20 protein-coding genes are annotated in these 20778 nt (G+C 68.3%); 4 read left to right on the forward strand and 16 right to left on the reverse strand.

What is annotated here, in order from left to right; all coding sequences use genetic code 11:
• Positions 1-6: 6 nt before the first annotated feature.
• Together aceF and aceE are read right to left on the reverse strand one after the other, a co-directional pair.
• Entirely contained in the window at positions 7-1272 is a 1266-nt protein-coding gene (aceF, locus tag DBV35_RS15560; RefSeq protein WP_108661227.1) for a dihydrolipoyllysine-residue acetyltransferase, read from the reverse strand.
• Positions 1273-1293: 21 nt separating this feature from the next.
• Entirely contained in the window at positions 1294-3945 is a 2652-nt protein-coding gene (aceE, locus tag DBV35_RS15565; protein WP_108661228.1) for a pyruvate dehydrogenase (acetyl-transferring), homodimeric type, read from the reverse strand.
• Positions 3946-4316: 371 nt separating this feature from the next.
• Here aceE and DBV35_RS15570 point away from each other — a divergent pair, with 371 nt between their 5' ends.
• Positions 4317-5003: a GntR family transcriptional regulator gene (locus DBV35_RS15570; RefSeq protein ID WP_108661229.1), complete on the forward strand. Its 687-nt coding sequence runs from the start codon at positions 4317-4319 to the stop codon at positions 5001-5003.
• 9 nt (positions 5004-5012) lie between these two features.
• Here DBV35_RS15570 and DBV35_RS15575 read toward each other — a convergent pair whose 3' ends face one another.
• The 6 genes from DBV35_RS15575 to DBV35_RS15600 all read right to left on the reverse strand — a co-directional run bounded on the left by DBV35_RS15575 (position 5013) and on the right by DBV35_RS15600 (position 11257).
• Positions 5013-5468: a type II 3-dehydroquinate dehydratase gene (locus tag DBV35_RS15575; RefSeq protein WP_108661230.1), complete on the reverse strand. Its 456-nt coding sequence runs from the start codon at positions 5466-5468 to the stop codon at positions 5013-5015.
• A gap of 16 nt (positions 5469-5484) precedes the next feature.
• On the reverse strand, positions 5485-6780 hold the full coding sequence (locus DBV35_RS15580) for a TRAP transporter large permease (RefSeq protein WP_108661231.1): 1296 nt from the start codon (positions 6778-6780) through the stop codon (positions 5485-5487).
• Positions 6777-7307 carry a TRAP transporter small permease gene (locus DBV35_RS15585; RefSeq protein WP_108661232.1) on the reverse strand — a complete coding sequence of 177 codons (531 nt, stop codon included), beginning with the start codon at positions 7305-7307 and terminating at the stop codon, positions 6777-6779. The genes DBV35_RS15580 and DBV35_RS15585 overlap by 4 nt, the downstream gene beginning before the upstream one ends.
• Positions 7308-7367: 60 nt before the next feature.
• The gene (gene dctP / locus DBV35_RS15590; RefSeq protein WP_108661233.1) at positions 7368-8366 is read right to left on the reverse strand and encodes a TRAP transporter substrate-binding protein DctP; all 999 of its coding nucleotides are present in this window, start codon (positions 8364-8366) and stop codon (positions 7368-7370) included.
• Positions 8367-8472: 106 nt separating this feature from the next.
• Positions 8473-10359 carry a bifunctional sugar phosphate isomerase/epimerase/4-hydroxyphenylpyruvate dioxygenase family protein gene (locus DBV35_RS15595; protein ID WP_108661234.1) on the reverse strand — a complete coding sequence of 629 codons (1887 nt, stop codon included), beginning with the start codon at positions 10357-10359 and terminating at the stop codon, positions 8473-8475.
• A 10-nt stretch (positions 10360-10369) separates the two neighbouring features.
• Entirely contained in the window at positions 10370-11257 is an 888-nt protein-coding gene (locus DBV35_RS15600) for a shikimate dehydrogenase (RefSeq protein ID WP_108661969.1), read from the reverse strand.
• 126 nt (positions 11258-11383) lie between these two features.
• Between DBV35_RS15600 and DBV35_RS15605 the strand changes: the two genes are divergently transcribed.
• Both DBV35_RS15605 and DBV35_RS15610 read left to right on the forward strand, forming a co-directional pair.
• Positions 11384-12043 (forward strand): TetR/AcrR family transcriptional regulator, encoded by a 660-nt coding sequence (locus tag DBV35_RS15605; protein ID WP_108661235.1) that lies wholly within the window; start codon positions 11384-11386, stop codon positions 12041-12043.
• Between the two features lie 60 nt (positions 12044-12103).
• Positions 12104-13189: a PLP-dependent cysteine synthase family protein gene (locus DBV35_RS15610; protein WP_108661236.1), complete on the forward strand. Its 1086-nt coding sequence runs from the start codon at positions 12104-12106 to the stop codon at positions 13187-13189.
• 39 nt (positions 13190-13228) lie between these two features.
• On the opposite strand, the gene DBV35_RS15615 is transcribed toward DBV35_RS15610, so the two are convergent.
• The 3 genes from DBV35_RS15615 to DBV35_RS15625 are packed head-to-tail and all read right to left on the reverse strand — an operon-like array spanning position 13229 to position 15582.
• Positions 13229-14401 carry an MFS transporter gene (locus tag DBV35_RS15615; protein ID WP_108661237.1) on the reverse strand — a complete coding sequence of 391 codons (1173 nt, stop codon included), beginning with the start codon at positions 14399-14401 and terminating at the stop codon, positions 13229-13231.
• Between the two features lie 3 nt (positions 14402-14404).
• On the reverse strand, positions 14405-14860 hold the full coding sequence (locus DBV35_RS15620) for a PaaI family thioesterase (protein WP_108661238.1): 456 nt from the start codon (positions 14858-14860) through the stop codon (positions 14405-14407).
• Complete coding sequence (locus DBV35_RS15625) at positions 14857-15582, reverse strand: SDR family NAD(P)-dependent oxidoreductase (protein ID WP_108661239.1); 726 nt, start codon at positions 15580-15582, stop codon at positions 14857-14859. The genes DBV35_RS15620 and DBV35_RS15625 overlap by 4 nt, the downstream gene beginning before the upstream one ends.
• A gap of 133 nt (positions 15583-15715) precedes the next feature.
• On the opposite strand from DBV35_RS15625, the gene DBV35_RS15630 reads away from it, so the two are divergent.
• A complete protein-coding gene (locus DBV35_RS15630) occupies positions 15716-16282 on the forward strand; it encodes a TetR/AcrR family transcriptional regulator (RefSeq protein ID WP_108661240.1) in 567 nt (188 codons plus the stop codon).
• Positions 16283-16292: 10 nt separating this feature from the next.
• Here the strand turns inward: DBV35_RS15630 and arsB are convergent, their stop codons facing one another.
• From arsB to tcuA, 5 genes are all read right to left on the reverse strand, one after another.
• Positions 16293-17363 (reverse strand): ACR3 family arsenite efflux transporter, encoded by a 1071-nt coding sequence (gene arsB / locus DBV35_RS15635; protein ID WP_108661241.1) that lies wholly within the window; start codon positions 17361-17363, stop codon positions 16293-16295.
• Positions 17363-17803: an arsenate reductase (glutaredoxin) gene (gene arsC / locus DBV35_RS15640; RefSeq protein WP_108661242.1), complete on the reverse strand. Its 441-nt coding sequence runs from the start codon at positions 17801-17803 to the stop codon at positions 17363-17365. The genes arsB and arsC overlap by 1 nt, the downstream gene beginning before the upstream one ends.
• Positions 17800-18138 carry an ArsR/SmtB family transcription factor gene (locus tag DBV35_RS15645; RefSeq protein ID WP_108661243.1) on the reverse strand — a complete coding sequence of 113 codons (339 nt, stop codon included), beginning with the start codon at positions 18136-18138 and terminating at the stop codon, positions 17800-17802. Before DBV35_RS15645 ends, arsC begins: the two co-directional genes overlap by 4 nt.
• A 100-nt stretch (positions 18139-18238) precedes the next feature.
• Entirely contained in the window at positions 18239-19336 is a 1098-nt protein-coding gene (tcuB, locus tag DBV35_RS15650) for a tricarballylate utilization 4Fe-4S protein TcuB (protein WP_108661244.1), read from the reverse strand.
• Positions 19326-20720 carry an FAD-dependent tricarballylate dehydrogenase TcuA gene (gene tcuA, locus DBV35_RS15655; RefSeq protein WP_108661245.1) on the reverse strand — a complete coding sequence of 465 codons (1395 nt, stop codon included), beginning with the start codon at positions 20718-20720 and terminating at the stop codon, positions 19326-19328. Before tcuA ends, tcuB begins: the two co-directional genes overlap by 11 nt.
• Positions 20721-20778: the final 58 nt, after the last annotated feature.

The raw sequence follows: 20778 nt of genomic DNA on the forward strand, positions 1-20778 counted from the left end.
GCCTCCCTAGAGCATCAGCCGGCGCGCGTCGGCGAGGAGGTATTTGAGGTGGGCGCAGAAGCGCGCCGCCAACGCCCCGTCGATCGCACGATGGTCGTAGCTGAGGCTCATCGGCAGCATGTTGCGCGGGACGAACGCCGACCCGTCCCACACCGGGGCCATCTTGGAGCGCGTGAGGCCGAGAATGGCGACCTCCGGCGCGTTGACGATCGGGGTGAAGGAGGTGCCGCCGATGCCGCCGAGCGAGGAGATCGTGAAGGTCGCCCCCTGCATGTCGGCCGGCTTCAGCTTGCCGTCGCGGGCCTGCTTGGAGAGATCGCCGAGCTCCTTGGAGATCTCGACGATGCCCTTGCGGTCGGCGTCCTTGATGACGGGGACGACGAGGCCGCCCGGCGTGTCCGCCGCAAAGCCGATATTGTAGAAGCCCTTGCGGATCAGCTTGTCGCCGTCCGGGTGGAGCGAGGAGTTGAACTCCCAGTGCTTCTTGCACGCCGCGACGCTCGCCTTGATGACGAAGGAGAGCAGCGTCACGCGATAGCCGTCGGCCTTCGCCTCGGTGTCGAGTTCCTTGCGGTACTCGTCGAGCTCGGTGATGTCCGCCTCTTCGTTGTGCGTGACGTGCGGGATGTTCAGCCACGAGCGGTGGAGGGCGGGGCCGGAGATCTTCTTGATCCGGCTCATCTCCACATTCTCGACCGGTCCGAACTTGGAGAAGTCGACCGCGGGAATCGGCGGGATGCCCATGCCGCCCTGCACCGCGCCGCCACCGGCCGCAGCGGACGCCGGAGCGGAGCGCGACTTCAGCGCCTGCATGACGTCCTCGCGCAGGATCCGCCCCTTGCGGCCGGAGCCGTTCACAATGTTGAGGTCGACCTCGACCTGGCGGGCGAAGGCGCGCACGGAGGGAGAGGCGTGGACGCGGCCGCGGCCGGCGTCGGTGACGGCGGCGGGCGCGGCGGTCTCTGCGGGGGCGGGGGCGGCGGCGGGCGCCTCCTTCGGCGCCTCCGCCGCCGGGGCCTTCGCCCCGTCGGCCGCGCCCTCGCCCTCGATGAGCATGATCACCGACCCTTCCGAGACGCGGTCGCCTTCCTTGACCTTGATCTCGGTGATCTTGCCGGCCACCGACGAGGGCACCTCCATGGTGGCCTTGTCGCTCTCGAGCTCGATCAGAGCGTCTTCCTTCTGGACGACGTCGCCCACCTTCACCATGACGGTGATCACCGGAATGTCGGTGAAATCGCCGATGTCGGGAACTTTGACTTCAGTTGCCATTCTTCTCGTCCTTCTGTCGGCTTAGGCGAGACGGGGGTTGGACTTCGCCCCGTCGATCTCGAAACGCTGGAGGGCCTTCTGGAGCTCGTCCTTCTTGACGTGGCCGAGACGGAAGAGCTCGACCATCGCCGCGGCGGCGATGTGGTTGGCGTCGACCTCGAAGTGACGGCGCAGGTTCACGCGGCTGTCGGAACGGCCGAACCCGTCGGTCCCCAGCACCGTGTAGGGCAGATCCACGAAGGCGCGGATCTGGTCGGCATAGTTCTTCATGTAGTCCGTCGCGGCGATGACCGGGCCGGTCGCGTTCGCCAGCGTGCGCGTCACGTACGGGACCTTCGGCTCGTCGAACGGGTTGAGGCGGTTCCACCGGGCGCAATCCTGCCCGTCGCGCGCAAGCTCGTTGTACGAGGTCGCCGACCAGATGTCGGCGGTCACGCCGAACTCTTCCTTCAGCATGTCCGCCGCCAGCATCGCCTGGCGCAGGATCGTGCCCGAGCCCATCAGGTTGACGTGCTTCTTGCCCGGCTTGTCGACCTTCACGAGGCGGTAGAGACCGCGCAGGATCCCCTCCTCGGAGCCCATCGGCATGTCCGGGTGGGCGTAGTTCTCGTTCATGAGGGTCAGGTAGAAGTAGACGTCCTCCTGATCGACGAACATCCGCTTCAGCCCGTTGTGGATGATCACCGCCACCTCGTGCTGGAAGGTCGGGTCGTAGGAGACGCAGGTCGGGATCGTGCCGGCGAGGATGTGGCTGTGCCCGTCCTCGTGCTGGAGCCCCTCGCCGTTCAGCGTCGTGCGGCCGGCGGTGCCGCCTAGCATGAAGCCGCGGGCGCGCGAGTCGCCGGCGGCCCAGGCAAGGTCGCCGATCCGCTGGAAGCCGAACATCGAATAGTAGATGTAGAACGGGATCATCGGCACGCCATGCGTCGAGTAGCTCGTCGCGGCGGCGATCCAGTCGGCCATGGCGCCGGCCTCGTTGATGCCCTCCTGGAGCACCTGGCCGGTCTCGCTCTCCTTGTAGAAGGCCATCTGGTCGGCGTCGGCGGGCGTGTATTTCTGCCCCGCCGGGTTGTAGATGCCGACCGAGCGGAAGAGGCCCTCCATGCCGAAGGTGCGCGACTCGTCCGGCACGATCGGCACCACGTACTTGCCGATCTCCTTGTTGCGCAGGAGCGTCGTCAGGATGCGCACGAACGCCATCGTGGTGGAGATCTCGCGATCGCCGGTCGTCTTCAGCTGCGCCTCGAACGCCTCCAGCGGCGGGATGTCGAGCTTCGGCGCTTCCATGTTGCGCGCCGGGAACGGCCCGCCGAGATCGCGCCGGCGGTCGGCGAGATAGGCCTTCTGGGCGTTGTTCAGCATCACCCAGGGGGCCTTGGCGATGTCGGCCTCGGCGACCGGGATCTCGAACCGGTCGCGCATCGCGCGCAGCTGGTCCTCGGCCATCTTCTTCTGCTGGTGGGTGATGTTCTGGCCCTCGCCGGCCGAGCCCATCCCGTAGCCCTTCACCGTCTTGACGAGGATGCAGACCGGCTGCCCCTTGTTCTGCGAGGCGCGCTTGAAGGCGGTGAAGATCTTCTTCGTGTCGTGACCGCCGCGGCGCAGGTTCCAGATGTCCTCGTCCGACATGTCCGCGACGAGCGCCGCCGTCTCCGGATAGCGGTTGAAGAAGTGCTCGCGGACATAGGCCCCGTCCTTCGAGCGATAGGTCTGGTAGTCGCCGTCGAGCGTCTCTTCCATGAGCTGGCGCAGGCGCCCGGTCGTGTCACGCTCCAGAAGGTCGTCCCAGCCCGAGCCCCAGATCAGCTTGATCACGTCCCAGCCCGCGCCGCGGAAGTGGCCTTCGAGCTCCTGGATGATCTTGCCGTTGCCGCGGACCGGCCCGTCGAGGCGCTGCAGGTTGCAGTTCACCACAAAGATCAGGTTGTCGAGCTTCTCGCGCGCGGCGAGCGCGATCGCGCCGAGGCTCTCCGGCTCGTCCATCTCGCCGTCGCCGAGGAAGCACCAGATCTTGCGGTCGGCCATGTCGATGAGGCCGCGATTGTGCAGGTACTTCATGAAGCGGGCCTGGTAGATCGCCATCAGCGGCCCGAGACCCATCGAGACGGTGGGGAACTGCCAATAGTCCGGCATCAGCCAGGGGTGCGGGTAGGACGAGAGCCCGTTGCCGCCGACCTCGGAGCGGAAATTCTCCATCTGCTGCTGGCTGATGCGCCCTTCCATGAAGGAGCGCGCATAGATGCCGGGCACCACATGGCCCTGGAAGAAGACGAGATCGCCGCCGTGGATCGCGGAGCGCGCGCGCCAGAAATGGTTGAGGCCCACATCGTACATCGACGCCGAGGAGGCGAAGGAGGCGATGTGGCCGCCGTACTCGGAGGATTCCTTGTTCCGCCGCACCACCGTCGCCATGGCGTTCCAGCGGTTGATGTTGCGGATGCGCTGCTCGACCTCGACATCGCCGGGAAGGTCGAGATCCTCATCGGCGGGGATGGTGTTCTGATAGGGCGTCGTCGAGGAAAAGGGCAATCGCGCCCCGTTCGCCCGCGCCTGCTGGACAGCCTTGTCGAGAAGGAAGTGCGCCCGGTCCGGACCGTCGCGCAGGATCACATCCTCGATCGCGTCCTGCCATTCCTGCGACTCGAGCGGATCCAGGTCAGTCATATCGTCCATCGTGCAGCTCCTCCCATCCGTCCTCGGCCCAAAAAAAGAGCCCTGTTGTATTGGACGCATCGCCCGATTGCGCGCCGAGCATGCGACGACCTTGTGGAAAGGCGCCCGCCCGCAAGCGGCCACCCGCCCTCTACAGCCCTCACTGCAAACCGAAATAAACACAGGGACCCTAGAAAAGGCCACATTCGAGACGCCGCTTGGTGAACATCATCGAGACGAAGAGCCGCACGCGGCCTCAGCGCCCATTCATATGCCGGCAATCGGACCGCGCGCCGCCTGCCGATCCGGGCGAGTCGGGGGCCGTGCACAACGCTGGATCGATGCCCCGCTCTGGCTTACGGGTGGCCGTTCTTGGAGATAAATGATCCGGTATGGAATTCTCTCGCTTCGAGGTCGACGCCAAGGATGGTGAGACGGTCGGCGACGTCGCCTATCGCCGGATCCGGTCCGACATCGTCAACGGCCGGCTGAAGCCGCTCGACAAGCTGAAGCTCGACAAGCTGAAGACCGCCTACAATGCGAGCGTGACGACGCTGCGCGAGATCCTGAACCGCCTCGCCGTCGAGGAACTCGTCACCGCAGAGGGCCAGCGCGGCTTCCGCGTCGCGCCCATCAGCGCGACGGAGCTGCGCGAGCTCGCGGACCTGCGCGTCCTCCTCGAAACGCACGCCCTCGCACGCTCCATGCAGAATGGCGACCTCGACTGGCAGGGCAACGTGGTGTCGGCCCACTATAAGCTCTCGGTGATCGAGAAGGAGCTGATCGAGGGCAAACCCGACTGGCTCGACCGCTGGGTCCGGCACGACTGGGGCTTCCACTACGCCACCATCTCGGCCTGCAACACGCACGCCCTGATGCAGACCCATTCTTCGATCTTCGACCGCTTCATGCGCTACCACATGCTGGTGCTCGACTTTCGCGGCACCGGGGTCGCCGAGGATCACGTGGCGCTGCGCGACCTCGTCCTCGCGCGCGACACCGAGCGGGCGGTCGCCCTCCTCACGCGCCATGTCGAGAGCGGCGTCGCGCATATTCTCGGGACCGGCCGCATCCCCTGACGCGCCCCCTCAGGCCGCCTTCCGCGCAAGCTCGGCAAGGCGCATGATCGCGAAGGCGTAGCCCCTGATCCCGAACCCCTCGATCTTCGCAGAAGCCGCCTTCGACACGTAGGAGAGGTGGCGGAACTCGTCGCGCCGGAAGAGCGGCGAGATGTGCACCTCGATGATCGGTCCGTCGAAGATGAGGAGCGAGTCGAGGATCGCGATCGAGGTGGAGGTGAAGCCGGCCGGGTTGATCAGGATCCCGCTGAAGGCGCCCCGCGCCCGTTTGATCCAGCCCATGATCTCCGCCTCGCTGTCGCTCTGGCGGAAGTCGATGTCCACGCCCTCCGCCTCGCCGGTGCGCCGGCAGAGCGCGGCGACATCATCCAGCGTGTCGTGGCCGTAGACCTCCGGCTGGCGCGTGCCCAGCATGTCGAGGTTGGGCCCGTTGATCACCAGGATCGGACGGATCGGTTCGCGCATCGAAGTCTCCGGACGCTCAGCCCTTGTAGCCGTAGAGCCGTGGGAGCCACAGCACGACATCGGGCACGAAGGTGATGACGCCGAGCCCCAGGATCATGATCGCGAGGAACGGCAGGAGGTAGCGGATCGTCTGGCCGATCGGGGATCGTGTGATCGAGCTGACGACGAAGAGGAGGAGCCCGTAGGGCGGCGTCGCGAGGCCGATCATCGTGTTGACCACCACGATCACGCCGAAATGGACCGGGTCGACACCGAGCGCGACCGCCGTCGGCAGGAAGATCGGCACGATGACGAGGAGGATGGCGTTCGCCTCCAGGAGGCAGCCGAGCACCAGCAGGAGCGCGTTGACGAGGAGGAGGAAGCCGATCCGGTCGAGCTCCGTCCCGGCGAGGACGTCGCGGATCGCGTTCGGCACCTGCTCGACCGTCACGACATAGTTGAAGGCGAGCGCGCCGGCGATGAGGAAGCCGACGCTCGCGGTCGCCCGCGCGCTCTGGCGCACCGTCGTGAACGCCATGCGCAGGCTGACCGAGCGGTAGAACACGGTGGAGACGAGGAAGGCGTAGAGCGCGGCGAGCGCGGCCGCCTCCGTCGGCGTGGTCACGCCGCCATAGATGCCGACGAGGAGGATCACCGGCATCAGGAGCGCCGGGACCGCGCGCAGCGTGATCGCCGGGATCTCGCGCAGCGGCACCGCCTCCTCGACCGGGTAATTGTGGATGCGCGCCTGCCAGGCGTTCATCGCCATCAGGAGCACGCCGAGGATGAGGCCCGGCCCGACGCCGCCGAGGAAGAGGTAGCCGATCGAGGTGTCGGAGACGAGCGCGAAGAGGACCATCGGGATCGAGGGCGGGATGATCGGCCCGATGATGGCCGAGGCCGCGGTGATCGCGCCCGCGTAGGCGGCGGGATATTTCCCGTCCTTCGTCATCATGTTGATGATGATCCGCCCCATCCCGACCGCGTCCGCGATCGCCGAGCCCGACATGCCGGAGAAGATCAGCGAGGACACGACGTTGACGTGGCCGAGGCCGCCGCGGAAGCGGCCGACGAGCGCGCGGCAGAAATCGAGGAGCCGGTCCGACAGCGACCCGGCATTCATGAGGTCGGCCGCGAAGATGAAGAGCGGGATCGCGAGGAGGACGTAAGAGCCGTAGAGGCCCCGCAGCATCTGCTCGAAGGCGATGCTCATGTCCGAGCCGTTGAGGGCGAGATAGAGCACCGAGGAGGCCAGCATGGCGTGGCCGATCGGCAGCCCGATCACGGCCGCCGCGACGATCGTGGCGGTGGCGACGGCGAACTCCCAGCTCATTCGGTGAGGTCCTTCGGCGAGAAGGAATGGTCCGGGGCTTCGAGGTCGGCCCGGCGCGCCCGCGCGGCCGTGTAGAAGATCCAGAGATAGCGAAGGATCGAGACGACCGAGAAGATGATCGCGATCGAGAAGACCCAATTGAAGCGGATGTCGAGATAGGACGTCTTCTCGATCCGCATGAAGGTCACGTAGTCCCACAGCGCCGGCAGCGAATAGGCGTAGATGCCGACGAGGAAGGCGGCGAACGCCATCCGGAAGACGCGGCGCACCTTGGGCGGGACAGCGCCGTAGACGATGTCGAAGCGGATTTCGTCGTCCTCGCGCGCGGCCACCGACTGGCCCCACAACAGGATCCACAGCCACGCCATGACGCAGACCTCGACGGTCCAGCCGACCGGGTCGTTCATCACGTAGCGCATGAAGACCTGCACGATGAAGCACAGGAACATCGTGACGAGGAGGATGGCCGGCACCGCGTCAGCGAGGGCTCTCGCGACGGTCGTCCAGCGTTGGCGATCAATCGTCATGGGAGGCACCTTCGCGAGGCGGGCCGCACGCGCGCCCCGCCCCGTTCGTGGTCGATGCGATCAGTTCGCGAGCGCGTTGATCTTGTCGATCATGCCCTCGGGCCAGCTCTTCGCGAACTCCGACTCCAGATATTTCTGCTGGGCGTATTTGCGGAACGCCTCGCGGTCGGGCTCGTAGACCTTCAGCCCTTCCTTCTCGAAGAAGGCGACCAGCTCCTTCTCACGCGCGAGGTGGCGCTCGGTGCTCTTGGCGATGGCGGCGTCGACGGCCGTCTGCAGCGTCTCCTGCTGCTCGGCGCTCAGCCCGTCCCACACCTTCTTGCTGATGGCGAGGAGGTCGAAGCCGACGAGGTGGCCGGTGAGCACGATCTGGCTCGTCACCTCGTAGAACTTCATGTTGTAGTCGTTGGGGAGCGGGTTGTCCTGGCCATCGATCGCGCCGGTCTGGAGGGCGGTGTAGACCTCCGCGTAGGCGAGCGGGGTCGGGTTGGCGCCGATCGCCTCGCCGAGGAACTGCCACGCGTCGCCGCCCGGCATTCTCAGCGTAATGCCGTTCAGATCCTCCGGCTTCATCACCTCCTTGTCGGGGGCAAGGTTCACCTGGCGTGTGCCGAAATAGACCGGCGCCAGCACGTGAATGCCGATCTCCTCGGCCTTGGCGAGAAGTTCGCCGCCGACATCGCTCTCGAACACGGCCTTCAGATGGTCCGCGTCGTCGAAGAGATAGGCCGAGGTAACGATGGACCATTCGGGCACCTGCTCGGCGAGCGTCTGCGGCGCGACAAGGCCCATCTCGAGGTTGCCGCGCTGCATCGAGGTGAGTTCGGCGCCCTGCGAGACGAGCGTCGCGCCGTTGAAGACCTGGAGATCGAAGGTGTCGGCCACCGCCGCGGCGATCTCGGCGAAGGCCTCGGCGCGGATGTCGTTCTCGGAGACGACCGAGGACAGGCGTAGTGTCGGCTTGTCCTGAGCCGCGGCGGCGGTGGCGAGGGCGAGGGCGAGCACGCAGGCCCCCGCGATCCCGGCCGCAAAGGCGCTGTGGCGCGAAATGAAGCTCATATTGTTCCTCCCTTTATCCCGAATCCGGCTTCTGCCGGCTCGTGTGCGAATTAGATTCCGCAATCCATATGTTGAAACAAGGAATATCCTACGTTCGTAACGGTGATCAAGCTGCCGGCGCCTCCCTGGCTCGCATCAGTCGCTTCTGCGCCGCGATGCGGAACGGCGCGTTCGGCGCGCCGTAGCCGGCATAGGCGCCGCGGCGTTCCACGATCTCGAAGAACATCTGCCCCGCGAACGGCTCCGAATAGAGCTGCAGGAACTCGCCCTGCCCGTCCGCGTCATAGAGGACGTTCGCCGCCCGCATCCGCGCGAGGTCGGCCGGGTCGAGGTCGAAGCGGGCGCCGAGATCGTCGAAATAGTTCGGCGAGATCGCGAGCGCGCGGAAGCCGAGTGCGCCAAGGCGCGCCGCGGTCGCGAAGATGTCATCGGTCTGGAGCGCGATGTGCTGGACCGTCGCGCCGATGCTCCCGGCGAGGAAGGCCCCGGCGAGGGTGCGGTGCGTCTCCGCACCGTTCAGCGTGATGCGGAAGGCGCCGTCCGGCATCTCGACGGCGCGGCTGCGCACGAGCCCGTCCGGATCCACCACATCCACCATCGGCGCTTTTCGCATGTCGAAGAGCGAGGTGTAGAAGAGCGACCAGCTCAGCATCTCGTCATAGGTCATCGTCTGGGCGATGTGGTCGACGCGGGTGAGGCCCGCGCCCGAGGCGGCATCCGCGTCGCGCCGGAACTCCACGTCCCACACGTCCGCGAGCCCGCTCTCCTTGTCGATGAAGTGCATCACGCTGCCGGCAAGGCCGCGGATGGCGGGAATCGAAAGTTCGCCTGGCCCGACCGGCTGTGCGAAGGGCTCGGCCCCGAGCGCGCGGGCGCGGGTCACGGTGTCGGCCGCCGAATCCACCATGAGCCCGATATCGCACACGCTCGTCCCGCTCGCCTTGTAGGCGGCGGCCGCGTGGCCTGTCGTCTCGGCGTTGAGGACGATGCGGATTTCGCCCTGCTGCCACACCGTGACCGCCTTCGAGACGTGGCGCCCCACCGGGCCGAAGCCGAGGCTGCGCAGGAGCGCCTCGAGGTCGGCAAGGTCCCGCCCGCGCGCGGCGAACTCGATGAAGGCGGTGTCGAGGATGTCGACCGGTGCCGGCATCGGCGGGATGTCGCCGCAGCTCTCGGGCTCGGCGCGGCGCACCTCGTCCATCAGCGCGACCAGCGAGCGGTGCCCGTCCTTCGCGATCGTCGTCGGGCTGCCGCCGCGGAACTGGTCGTTGAAGATCTCGAGGCTGATCGGCCCGGCATAGCCCGTCGCCATCACCGCGCGCATGAAGCGCGTGCAGTCGAGGTCGCCCTCGCCCGGCATGTTGCGGAAATGGCGGGACCAGTAGAGGAGGTCCATGTCGATCTTCGGCGCGTCGGCGAGCTGGACGAAGAAGATCCGGTCGCCCGGAATGCGGCGGATCGATTCCGGGTCGATCCCGCGCGACAGGGTGTGGAAGGAATCGAGGATCAGCCCGACATTCGGATGATCCGCCCGGCGCACCACCTCCCAGGCGTCGCGGTGGTCGTTGACGTGGCGGCCCCAGGCGAGCGCCTCGTAGCCGACGCGCAGGCCCCGCGCCGCCGCCCGCTCGCCGAGCGCGGCGAAATCGGCCGCCGCCCGGTCGATCCCGCCGAGCGCGGCCGGATGCACCGAGGAACAGACGAGGACGAGGTCGCAGCCGAGTTCCTCCATCACGTCGAACTTGCGCTCGGCGCGGTCGAACGCTTTGCCGCGCAGCGGCGCCGGCAGGCCCTCGAAGTCGCGGAAGGGCTGGAACAGCATCACCTCGAGCCCCGCCGCGCGGATGCGCTCGCCGACGGCGCGCGGGGCTCGGGCGTCGGCGATGAAGTCCTGCTCGAAGATCTCGATCCCCGAGAAGCCGGCGGCGGCGATCGCCTCGATCTTCTCCTCGAGGTTGCCCGAAATCGACACGGTGGCGATGCCCGTCTTCATGCTGATGTCCTCATGACGCGCCGAAGGAGCGGAACGTCTCGCGCATCCGGCCCGCGTCGGGCTCGCGCCCGGTGAAGAGCTCGAAGGCACGTGCGGCCTGGAAGACGGCCATGCCCTCGCCGCTCAGCGTCGTGCAGGCGCGCGCGCGGGCGGCGTGGAGGAGCGCGGTCTCGAGTGGGAAATAGATGATGTCGGCGACCCAGTGGCGCCGCTCCAGGAGGGCCGGATCGATCGGCGTCCCCGGCAGCTTCGCCATGCCGACCGGCGTCGCGTTGACGATGCCGTCCGCCACCGCGGCGGCCATCGCGAGATCGCCCGCGAGGCTGGCACGCCAAGGCGCGACGGCGTTCACGGCCCCGACCAGCGCCGCGGCCGCCTCAGCCCGTGTGTCGGTGATGAGGATGCGCCCAGCGCCGAGCTCGGCGAGCGCGTGCGCCACCGCGCCCCCCGCCCCGCCCGCGCCGAGGAGGAGAACGGTCCCCATCGGCGCGTCCGGCAGGTCGCGCCGCACGCTCTCGGCAAAGCCCCAGAAATCGGTGTTGTGGCCGAAGCGGCGTCCGTCGCGGAAGACGATCGTGTTGACCGCGCCGACCCGGCGCGCGGCGTCCGACAATTCGTCGAGGAGCGCGATCGCCTCCTGCTTGTAGGGATAGGTGACGTTGAGGCCGGCGAACCCGTCCGCCTCCGCCCTCGCCACGATCTCGGCGAGCGTTCCGCGCGTGCCGGCATCGGTGTCGAGAAGGTCGTAGCGGCAGGCAAAGCCGAGCGCGGCCGCCTCGGCCTCATGCATCCGGGGCGTGCGGGAAAGCTGGATGCCCCGTCCGACGAGGCCGACGCGCAGAGGCCGCGCCGCGTCTGCGGCGTGTGCGGTGCGTTTCCTCTGCTCCTCGACGGCCATGATTGTGGTGGGCCCCGACATCTTGTTTTGGCGCAAAATGTTCCAGTCAGTTAATTTCGTCAAGCACTTTGTACCAGGTGTTTAATTTGGCAAGGAGTGCTAGGAGTTGGGGCGGGAGGCCCGCCTGTGACGACGACTGAAGACGGAGCGACGCGCGGCAAGCGCGGCTGGGTACAGGATCCCGAAGGGGTGAAGCAGGACATCCTCGCCGTCGCGGTCGAGGAGTTCGCGGCGCATGGCCTGTCCGGCGCGCGGGTCGACGACATCGCCGCGCGCACGCGCACCTCGAAGCGGATGATCTACTATTATTTCGGCGACAAGCGCGGCCTCTACACCCGCGCCCTGGAGGCGGCCTACCTCAAGGTGCGCGAGGGCGAATCGGCGCTCGATCTCGGCCAGCTTCCGCCCGAGGAGGCGCTCGCCCGCCTCGTCGCCTTCACCTTCGACCACCACCGCAGCCACCCCGAATTCATCCGGATGGTGATGATCGAGAACATCCACAACGCGGAGAATCTCGCCCGGTCGGACGTGGTGCGCGGCCTCAACATCGCGGCCATCGAGAAGCTGCGGGACATCTGCGCGCGCGGCGAGGCGACGGGTGTCTTCCGCCCCGGCCTCGACCCTCTCGTCCTCCATTGGCAGATCAGCGCGTTCAGCTTCTTCAACGTGTCGAACCGGCCGACCTTCTCCGCCCTCTTCGGCGGCGGCCTCTTCGAGGAGGGGAACCAGGATGCGCTGCGCCGGCACGTGGTCGAGTCCGTCCTCGCCACGGTCCGCCGCGCCTGACCACCGGACAATTGCGACAAGTGCGGATAGGATCGGCCCCAGAAACAAAAGGGGACGCCGATGCAGACTTCATCGATCCGAACCACCGAAGGCCGCGGCCGACGTTTCGACAGCATTCTCGACACGGTGGGTGATACCCCCTCGATCCGGGTCAACAATCTCGGCGTCGAGGGCGTGACGATCTACGTGAAGGCCGAGGCCTTCAATCCGGCGGCCTCCGTGAAGGACCGCCTCGCCCTCAACATCATCGAGGACGCGGAGCGGCGCGGCGCGCTGAAGCCCGGACAGACCGTGGTCGAGGCGACGAGCGGCAACACCGGTATCGGCCTTGCCATGGTGTGCGCGCAGAAGGGTTATCCGCTGGTCGTCACGATGGCCGACTCCTTCTCCATCGAGCGGCGCAAGCTGATGCGGATGCTGGGGGCGAAGGTCGTCCTCACCCCGCGCGCGCAGAAGGGGTACGGCATGTTCCGCAAGGCGGTGGAGCTCGCCGAAACGCACGGCTGGTTCCTCGCCCACCAGTTCGAGACGCGCGCGAACGCCGACATCCATGAGACGACGACGGCGCGCGAGATCATGAACGATTTCAAGGATTCGCGGCTCGACTATTTCGTCACCGGCTATGGCACCGGCGGCACCGTGACGGGCGTCGCGCGCGTCCTGCGGCGCGAGCGGCCGGAGACGAAGATCATCCTGTCCGAGCCCGCGAACGCGCAGATCGTGGGGAGCGGCACCGAGCAGCTTCGCGACGGCGAAGGGATGCCCGCCGCGAGCCATCCCGCCTTCGAGCCCCACCCGATCCAGGGTTGGACGCCCGACTTCATCCCCCTCGTCCTGCAGGAGGCGATCGACAACAAGCTCTACGACTCGCTGATCCCGGTCGCGGGCGCAGACGGGATGAAGTGGGCGCGCGCGCTCGCGAGCAAGGAAGGGATCCTCACCGGCATCTCCGGCGGCTCCACCTTCGCGATCGCCCGCCAGGTGGCCGAGAGCGCGGAGCCCGGCTCGGTGATCCTGTGCATGCTGCCCGACACCGGCGAGCGCTACCTATCCACCCCCCTCTTCGAGAGCATCGAGGCGGAGATGGACGAGGAGGAGACCGCCCTCTCCCGCTCCACCTCCGGCTTCCAGTACGCGGCCGAGTAGGCGCGACGCCCCGCCGTCGATGGCGGCGGGGCGCTTTCTTCAGGCCGACCGCGCCCCCTCGGCCGCCGTCTCGGCGCGGGTGAGCGGGGCCATGATCATCGCGAGCCCCACCCCGAGCGCGGCGACGATCGCGCCTGCGAGCGGCGCGGCGGCGAGCCCGTAGTGGCCGATCGCGAAGGCGCCGAGGCTGACGCCGACGCCCTGGCCGAGGAAGACCATCGACCCGTTGAGCGCCAGCGCGAAGGTCGCGGTGGGCCCGGCCCGCTCGGCAAGGCGCGTCTGGATCACCGGGGCGACCGCGAAGAGCGAGACCGGGCCGACGAGCGCGCTCGCGATCATCGCGCCGAGCCCCACCGAGCCGGAGACGCCGAGCGCGAGCGCCGGCACGACGATCGCCAATGCCGCGAGCATCCCGACGAAGGGCCACAGGAGGCCGCGCCCGCCCTCGGCCATCGCGAGGCGCGCGCCGAGGCGCAGGCCGACGAGCCCGAGCCCGCCGAGAAGCACCTGGAAGAGCGCGATCGCCGCCCCGCTCAGCCCCGTCAGCGCCGTGATGATCGGGGCGATGAAGCCCACCATCGCGAACATCGAGGCGAACGCCATGAAGGTGAGCGCGAGGAGCCCGACTTCGCCGAGCCCCAGCCGCCGGCGCGCAACCGCCGCAATGGCAGGCGGATGGGCCGGCACGTTGAGGAGGACGAGGACGAAGGTGAAGGCGCACAGGAGGCTCGCCATCGCGAAGCTCGCCGGCCACCCGAAGGCCGAGCCGACGACGGAGCCGAGCGGGATGCCGAGCATCCAGGCGAGCGCGACACCAGAATAGACGGTCGCGATAGCGCCCGCCCGCCGCTCGTGCGGCGTCATCATCGCGGCGACCGCGATCGCGACCGGCAGCGCCAGCGACCCCGCGGCGCCGATCGCGACGCGCAGCGCGAGGAGCGTCTCGAAGGTCGCCGCGACGGCGGAGAGCGCGTTGAGGAGCGTCAGCGCGGCGAGCGTCGCAAGGAGGACGGTCTTGCGCCCGAGCCGCTGGGTGAAGCGCGCGAGGAGCGGTCCCGCGAGCGCGCACGACACCGCGAAGGCCGATTGCAGCGCGCCGGCTGTTGCGATCGAGACGCCGAGCGCCTCGGACATCGGCGCGAGGAGGCCGTGGAAGACGTAGCCGCCGAGGGTGAAGACGAACGGGACGAGGAGAAGGGACACAAGCGGCATCGCTCAGGCCTCCATGGGCTGGATGAAGCAGGTGGAGGTACCGCTCGCGTAGAGTCGGCCCGACGCATCGACGAGGCGGCCCTCGGACGTCGCGGTGCGCCGCCCGCGCGAGACGATCGTGCCGGTGCAGCGCATCGGCCCAGTGGTCGGCAGGATCGGGCGCAGGAACTTCACCTCGGTGCCGAGCGAGGCGTAGATCTCGCCCGCCTTCAGCGTGGAGTGGACGGCGCAGCCGAGGGCCGAGTCGAGGAGCGTCATCGCCCACCCGCCATGAACCGTGCCCATCGGGTTGAGGATGTGCGGCCCCGGCTCACCCTCGAACACGGCGACCCCTTCGCCGACCTCGGCGAGGCGGAAGCCGAGCGTTTCGAGCATCGAGGGCGCCGGCCCCTCCCCGCGCGCCATCCGCTGAAGCTGCGCGAGGCCCGTGAGCGCCGCCGCGTCGCGCTCAAAGCTCATTCCGCCGCCTCCAAGCGCCCCGCGAGCGCGCGTTCGTGCGCCTTGGGGTCGGCGTAGAAGGCGCGTGCGAGGTCGGCCGCGACGCCCGGATAGATCTCTTCGGCGTTGCCGCGCAGGCCCGCAAGGATGTCCGCCGCGACCGCCTCGGGCGAGATCTTCGGCACGTCATTGTTCGCCGTCATGTCGGTCTCGATGAAGCCCGGCAGCACCGTCAGCACGCGGATCGCGCGCGGCGCGAGCTCGGCGCGCATTGACAGGCTCGCCGACAGCACCGCCGCCTTGCTCGCCGAATAGGTCCCTGCCTGGGGGATCGGCGCGTGGGAGACGATCGAGGCGACATTGACGATCGCCCCGCCCCCGTTCGCCGCGATCAGCGGTGCGAAGGCGCGGGCCATGGCGAGGGTGCCGAAATAGTTCGTCTCCATCTCGGCCCGCGCGCGATCCAGCGACGGCGCGGAGATCGGCCCGCCCGAGAGCGCGACCCCGGCATTGTTGACGAGGACCGTCACGTCGCCGAGCGCGTCCGCCGCCGCTTCGATGGACGCCGCATCGGTGACGTCGAGCGTCACCGGCACGATGCCCCCGGCGACCGGGCCAGCGAGCGTGCCCGACCGGCTCGCGGCGTAGACCTTCGCACCCGCCGCCGCGAGCGCCTCGGCGATGGCCCGCCCGAGGCCGCGATTGGCGCCGGTGACGAGGGCCGTCGAATACTGGATGTCCATCGGTTCGATCCTTCCCGAAGCGGCGGGCCGAAACCCGTCCCGTTTAGATGATGATTGAAATCTAACTATGCCGCACTAAGATTCAATGCGTCATCCAAAAAATGGGCGTCGCCCATATCGGGGAGAGTGAGAGATGCGCGTCAGTCGCGACGTCGCCGCGCAGAACCGGCGCAAGGTGGTGGAGACCGCCGCGCGTTCGTTTCGCGAGCACGGCTATGACGGCGTGGGGATTTCCGCGCTGATGAAAGCTGCCGGCCTCACCCATGGCGGCTTCTACAAGCAATTCGCCGACAAGGAGGCGCTCGCCGCCGAGGCGACGGAGGCGGGGCTGCGCCGCAACGAGATCGGGTGGACGAAGGCGCTCGAAGGCGTCGAGGGCGACCCGCTCGAGGCGTTCGCCGAGTGGTATCTGCGCGACGACCATGTCGGCACGCGGGCGCGCGGCTGCACCTTCGCCGCCCTCGCCGCCGAGGCCCCGCGCCAGGGGCCCGCGATCCAGACCGTCTTCGGCGAGGCGCTGGATCGCTGGGTCGGCAGGATCACCGAAGCGAACCCGGATGCCGAGGTAAGCCGTGCGGCGGCGCTGAAGACGATCGCGACGCTGGTCGGCGCGGTGATCCTCGCCCGCGCCGTGGCGGACGAGGAGCAGAAGGCGGAGATCCTCGCGGCGGTGCGCCCGCCGGCGCCCGCCGAGACCTGAGGCGCTCGCCTCAAGTGAAGTGGCGGCGCGTCCGGTTCGCGAAGGCGACGAGGGAGAGCATCACCGGCACCTCGACGAGGACGCCGACGACCGTCGCGAGCGCCGCGCCGGATGTGAGGCCGAAGAGGCTGATCGCCACCGCGACCGCGAGCTCGAAGAAGTTCGACGTGCCGATCAGCGCGCAGGGGGCCGCGACGTTGAAGGGCACGCGCCAGAGCCAGGCCGCGCCATAGGCGATCGCGAAGATGCCGTAGGACTGGATGAGGAGCGGCACCGCGATCAGCGCGATCAGCACCGGCTCGTCGATGATCACCTGCCCCTGGAAGCCGAAGAGGAGGACGACGGTCGCGAGGAGCCCGATCACCGACACCGGCTTCACCGCGCCGGTGAAGCGGGCGACGGCGGCGTCCGTGTCCCCGCCGCTCCGCGCGAGCCATTGGCGCGTGAGCGCACCGGCCGCGAGCGGGATCAGGATGTAGAGCACCACCGACAGGATCAGCGTCTCCCACGGCACAACGATGTCCGTCACGCCCAGCAGGAAGGCGACGATCGGCGCGAAGGCGAAGATCATGATGATGTCGTTCACCGACACCTGGACGAGCGTGTAGGTCGCGTCGCCACGGGTGAGCTGGGACCACACGAACACCATCGCCGTGCACGGCGCAGCGCCGAGGAGGATGAGCCCGGCGATATATTGCTGCGCGTCAGCCGGGCTGATCCAGTCGGCGAAGATCACCTCGAAGAAGAGGACGGCGAGGCCCGCCATCGTGAACGGCTTCACCAGCCAGTTGACGATGATGGTCAGGACGAGCCCCTTCGGCCGGTCACCGATATGGGTGAGGCTCTTGAAGTCGACCGCCACCATCATCGGATAGACCATCGCCCAGATGAGGATCGCGACGACGAGATTGACCTTGGCGATCTCCAGCGCGGCGAGCGCCTGGAAGAGGCCGGGGAGCGCGTTGCCGAGCACGAGCCCGGCGATGATCGAGAGCGCGACCCAGACCGAGAGCCACTTCTCGAAGAAGCCGATACCACCCGGCGCGGGGGCCGGCGCGACGGAGGCGTCCGAGGCCGACATCAGCGCGCCCCGTCCTTCGGCGCGACGCGCGCGCCCGAGGCGTCGACGACCGCCTCCCCGTCTTCCTTCGCGAAGGCTTCTTGCTGCCTGTTCGGCAGGATATCGAGCACGACCTCTGACGGGCGGCAAAGGCGCGTGCCGAGCGGCGTCTCCACGATCGGCCGGTTGATGAGGATCGGATGCTCCATCATCCGGTCGATCAGCGTCTCATCCGAAAGCGCCGGGTCGCCGAGGCCGAGCTCGGCATAGGGCGTGCCCTTCTCGCGGAGGAGTTCGCGCGGGGTGATCCCCATCGCGGCGATCAGCGCGACGAGGCGCTCCCGCGTCGGCGGGGTCTTCAGATACTCGATGATCTGCGGCTCCTCGCCGGAATTGCGGATCATCGCAAGGACGTTGCGCGACGTCCCGCAGGCGGGGTTGTGGTAGATGGTGATGGTCATGACAGGGTCCTGCGCTCGGCCTCGCCGGCGGGAAGGCCGCAAGCTTGCGGATCTCCCCCGCAGCAATTGCGGGTGAGGAATTCGAGAAGGGCGTTCATCTCGGCGAAGTTGGCGCTGTAGACGAGCGAGCGCCCGTCCCGCCGGACGGTGACGAGCCCGGCATGCTTCAGCTCCTTGAGATGAAAGGACAGCGTCGCGGAGGGAAGGCCGAGCGCCTCCCCGACCCGCCCGACGGCGTGTCCCTCCGTCCCGGCCTCGACGAGAAGGCGAAAGATGGCGAGCCGCGTTTCCTGCGCGAGCGCGGACAGGGCGGCGACGGCGTCAGTTGTATCCATATCTCCATAAATATGGAAATATCGAATGCGTCAACGCCGACGATGCCCTGCGCGTGTGAATTTGGTGTGACGGGCCGGGCGGCGGCGCCCGCCCCCGCGCTCAGGCGGCGGGGCGGGCGGCGGGCTTTGCCGCGACCGGGCGGGGCTTGCGCTGTGCGTCCTTCACGAGCGCGGCCATCCGGTAGAAGCCGTGCGCCATCTTCGAGTAGGGCGTCAGCAGGAAGAAGGCGAGGACCGCGCCGAGATGGAGCGCCAGCAGCGGCTCCAGCGCCGCCGTGCTCCCGAACGCAAAGAGGGCAAGGCCCGAGAGGCTGACGAGGAAGAGGAGGAGGATGAAGCCGAACTCACCCCCGCGCACGCGCGGGTCCTGAAGGTCCGGCCGCGCCGCCATTTTGAGGACGAGGAGCCCCACCGTCCCGATGCACAGCATGATCCCGCCCGGCACGCCGAGGAGCTTCGGCAGCGAGAAGAACGGATAGGGCGCCGGCATGTCGAACACATAGTGGAGCACCGTGCCGCTCGCGGTCGATGCGAAGCACAGCAGGAAGCCGTACATCACGAGCTGGTGCATCACCCGGCGCTTCTGGGAGAAGCGGTCCTCCGCCTCGAAGTTGCACCCCTCCCCGTGCCCGCCGGCAAGGTTGCGCATCTTGGCGGCCGAGCCGAAGGCATCGGCGATGTCGGCAAGGCGCACCGGCCCGCCGCCGACGCGCTGCCAGTAGCGCCGGAGCCCCACGCCGAGCGCGATAAGGGGCAGGACGAAGGCCGGCAGGAAGATCGCGACGAGGCTCGCGTGGGAGATGATGGCGTAGAAGCCCTCCCCCTCTCCCGGCAGCTGGAGCGCGGCCCAGAAGAGGATCGCGATCGCCGCGACGAGGGCGACCGCGATAAGGGTGCCGCTGCGCTGGAAGAGGCGGGCGAAGGCGCGCGGAAAGGCGGTCTCCTCCCAGCTGTCCTCACGCACGGCGGCGAGCACGCCCGGCAGGTTCAGGTCGAACTCGTGCGGGGCGGTGTACTGGCAGGCGTAGAAGCAGTTCTGGCAGTTGTGGCACAGGTTCGCGAGCTGCGTGATGTCCGCGTCCGAGAAGCTCCGGTTCGCGTGCATCGCGGGAAAGACCGCGCAATAGCCCTCGCAATAGCGGCAGGAATTGCAGATCTGCGCCTGGCGGCGCGCTTCGGCGATCGCCTCATCGAACATGGTTGGCGGCCTCCCGGCCCGCGATGCGCCCGAAGACGGTGCCGATGGTCATGCCGTAGCCGGCGAGATAGCCTTGGCCTAGGATCGAGCCGGCCATGGTCTCCCCGGCGGCCCAGAGATTCTCGATCGGGCCGCGCGCGGTGCTGCACTGCGCGTTCGCGTCGACCTTGAGGCCGAGATACGTGAAGGTGACGCCCGTGCGCAGGCTGTACCCGTAGAAGGGCGGATCGTTGATCGGCCGCGCCCAGTTCGTCTTCTCGGGCGTGAGGCCGGTGGTGCGCACCCCGTCGAGCTCGGTCGGGCGGAAGCCTGACGTGTCGCCGCAGGCGGCGTTGAAAGCCGCGATGGTGGCGAGCGTCTCATCCACTGGAAGGCCCATCTTCTGCGCCAGTTCCCCAAGCGTCGGCGCCTCGATCGGGGGGAAGACGGACGGCATGAAGAGCGGCAGCGCCTTGGAATCGATGATCGAGTAGCCGACCTGGTCAGGCTGGTTCGCGACGAGGCGGCCCCAGATCGCATAGCGCTTCGGCCACACATCCTCGCCCTCGTCATAGAAGCGCACGCCGTCCCGGTTGACGACGACCGAGAAGGGCACGCTGTCGAGGCGGGTGACGATGCCGCCGTCGAATTTCGGCGCCCGCCCGTCGATCGCGACGGCGTGGCACTGGGTCGGGTCGCCGACCGAAGCGGCACCCTGGTCGAGGAGGTCCTTCAGCACCGTGCCGCGATTATAGGGCGTGCCGCGAATGAGGAAGTTGCGCGCGGCCGGGCCCCACGCCTCGGCGAGCCAGTCGATGTCGCTCTGGAAGCCGCCCGAGGCGACGACGACCGCGCGCGGGTGGAGCGTGCGGCTCTCGCCCGCGTGGGTGAACTCCACCGCGCTCACCCGGTCCCCGTCGAGCGCGATGTGCTTCACCGGCGCGTCGTAGAGCGCCTCGACGCCGAGCGCCTCGGCGGTGCGATAATAGGCGTTCACCAGCGCCTTGCCGCCGCCCATGAAGAAGGCGTTGGTGCGCGCGAGCGAGAGCGTGCCGGAGAGGGAGGGCTGGAAGCGGACGCCGTGCGCCTCCATCCAGGGGAGGCACTCGCGCGAGGTGCGGATCGCCATGCGCGCCAGCCCCTCGTCCGTGCGCCCGCCCGTCACCTTGATGAGGTCGTCGAAATATTCGTCCTCGGAGTAGGTGTCGACGAGGACGGACACCGGCTCCTCGTGCATGCAGCGGAAGTTGCGCGTGTGGCGGGAGTTGCCGCCGCGATAGGCCTTCGGCGCCGCCTCCAGGATGATGACCCGCGCGCCGGCCTCGGCCGCCGTGATCGCCGCGCACAGCGCCGCGTTGCCGCCGCCCACCACGACGATGTCGTACGTCTCGTCTCGCCCCTGCATGGCGTCTCCTTTGCGGGACACCATAGGCGAATGGGTTCGTGTTGATTAGTGCAATTGT

This window comes from Acuticoccus kandeliae, assembly GCF_003073115.1.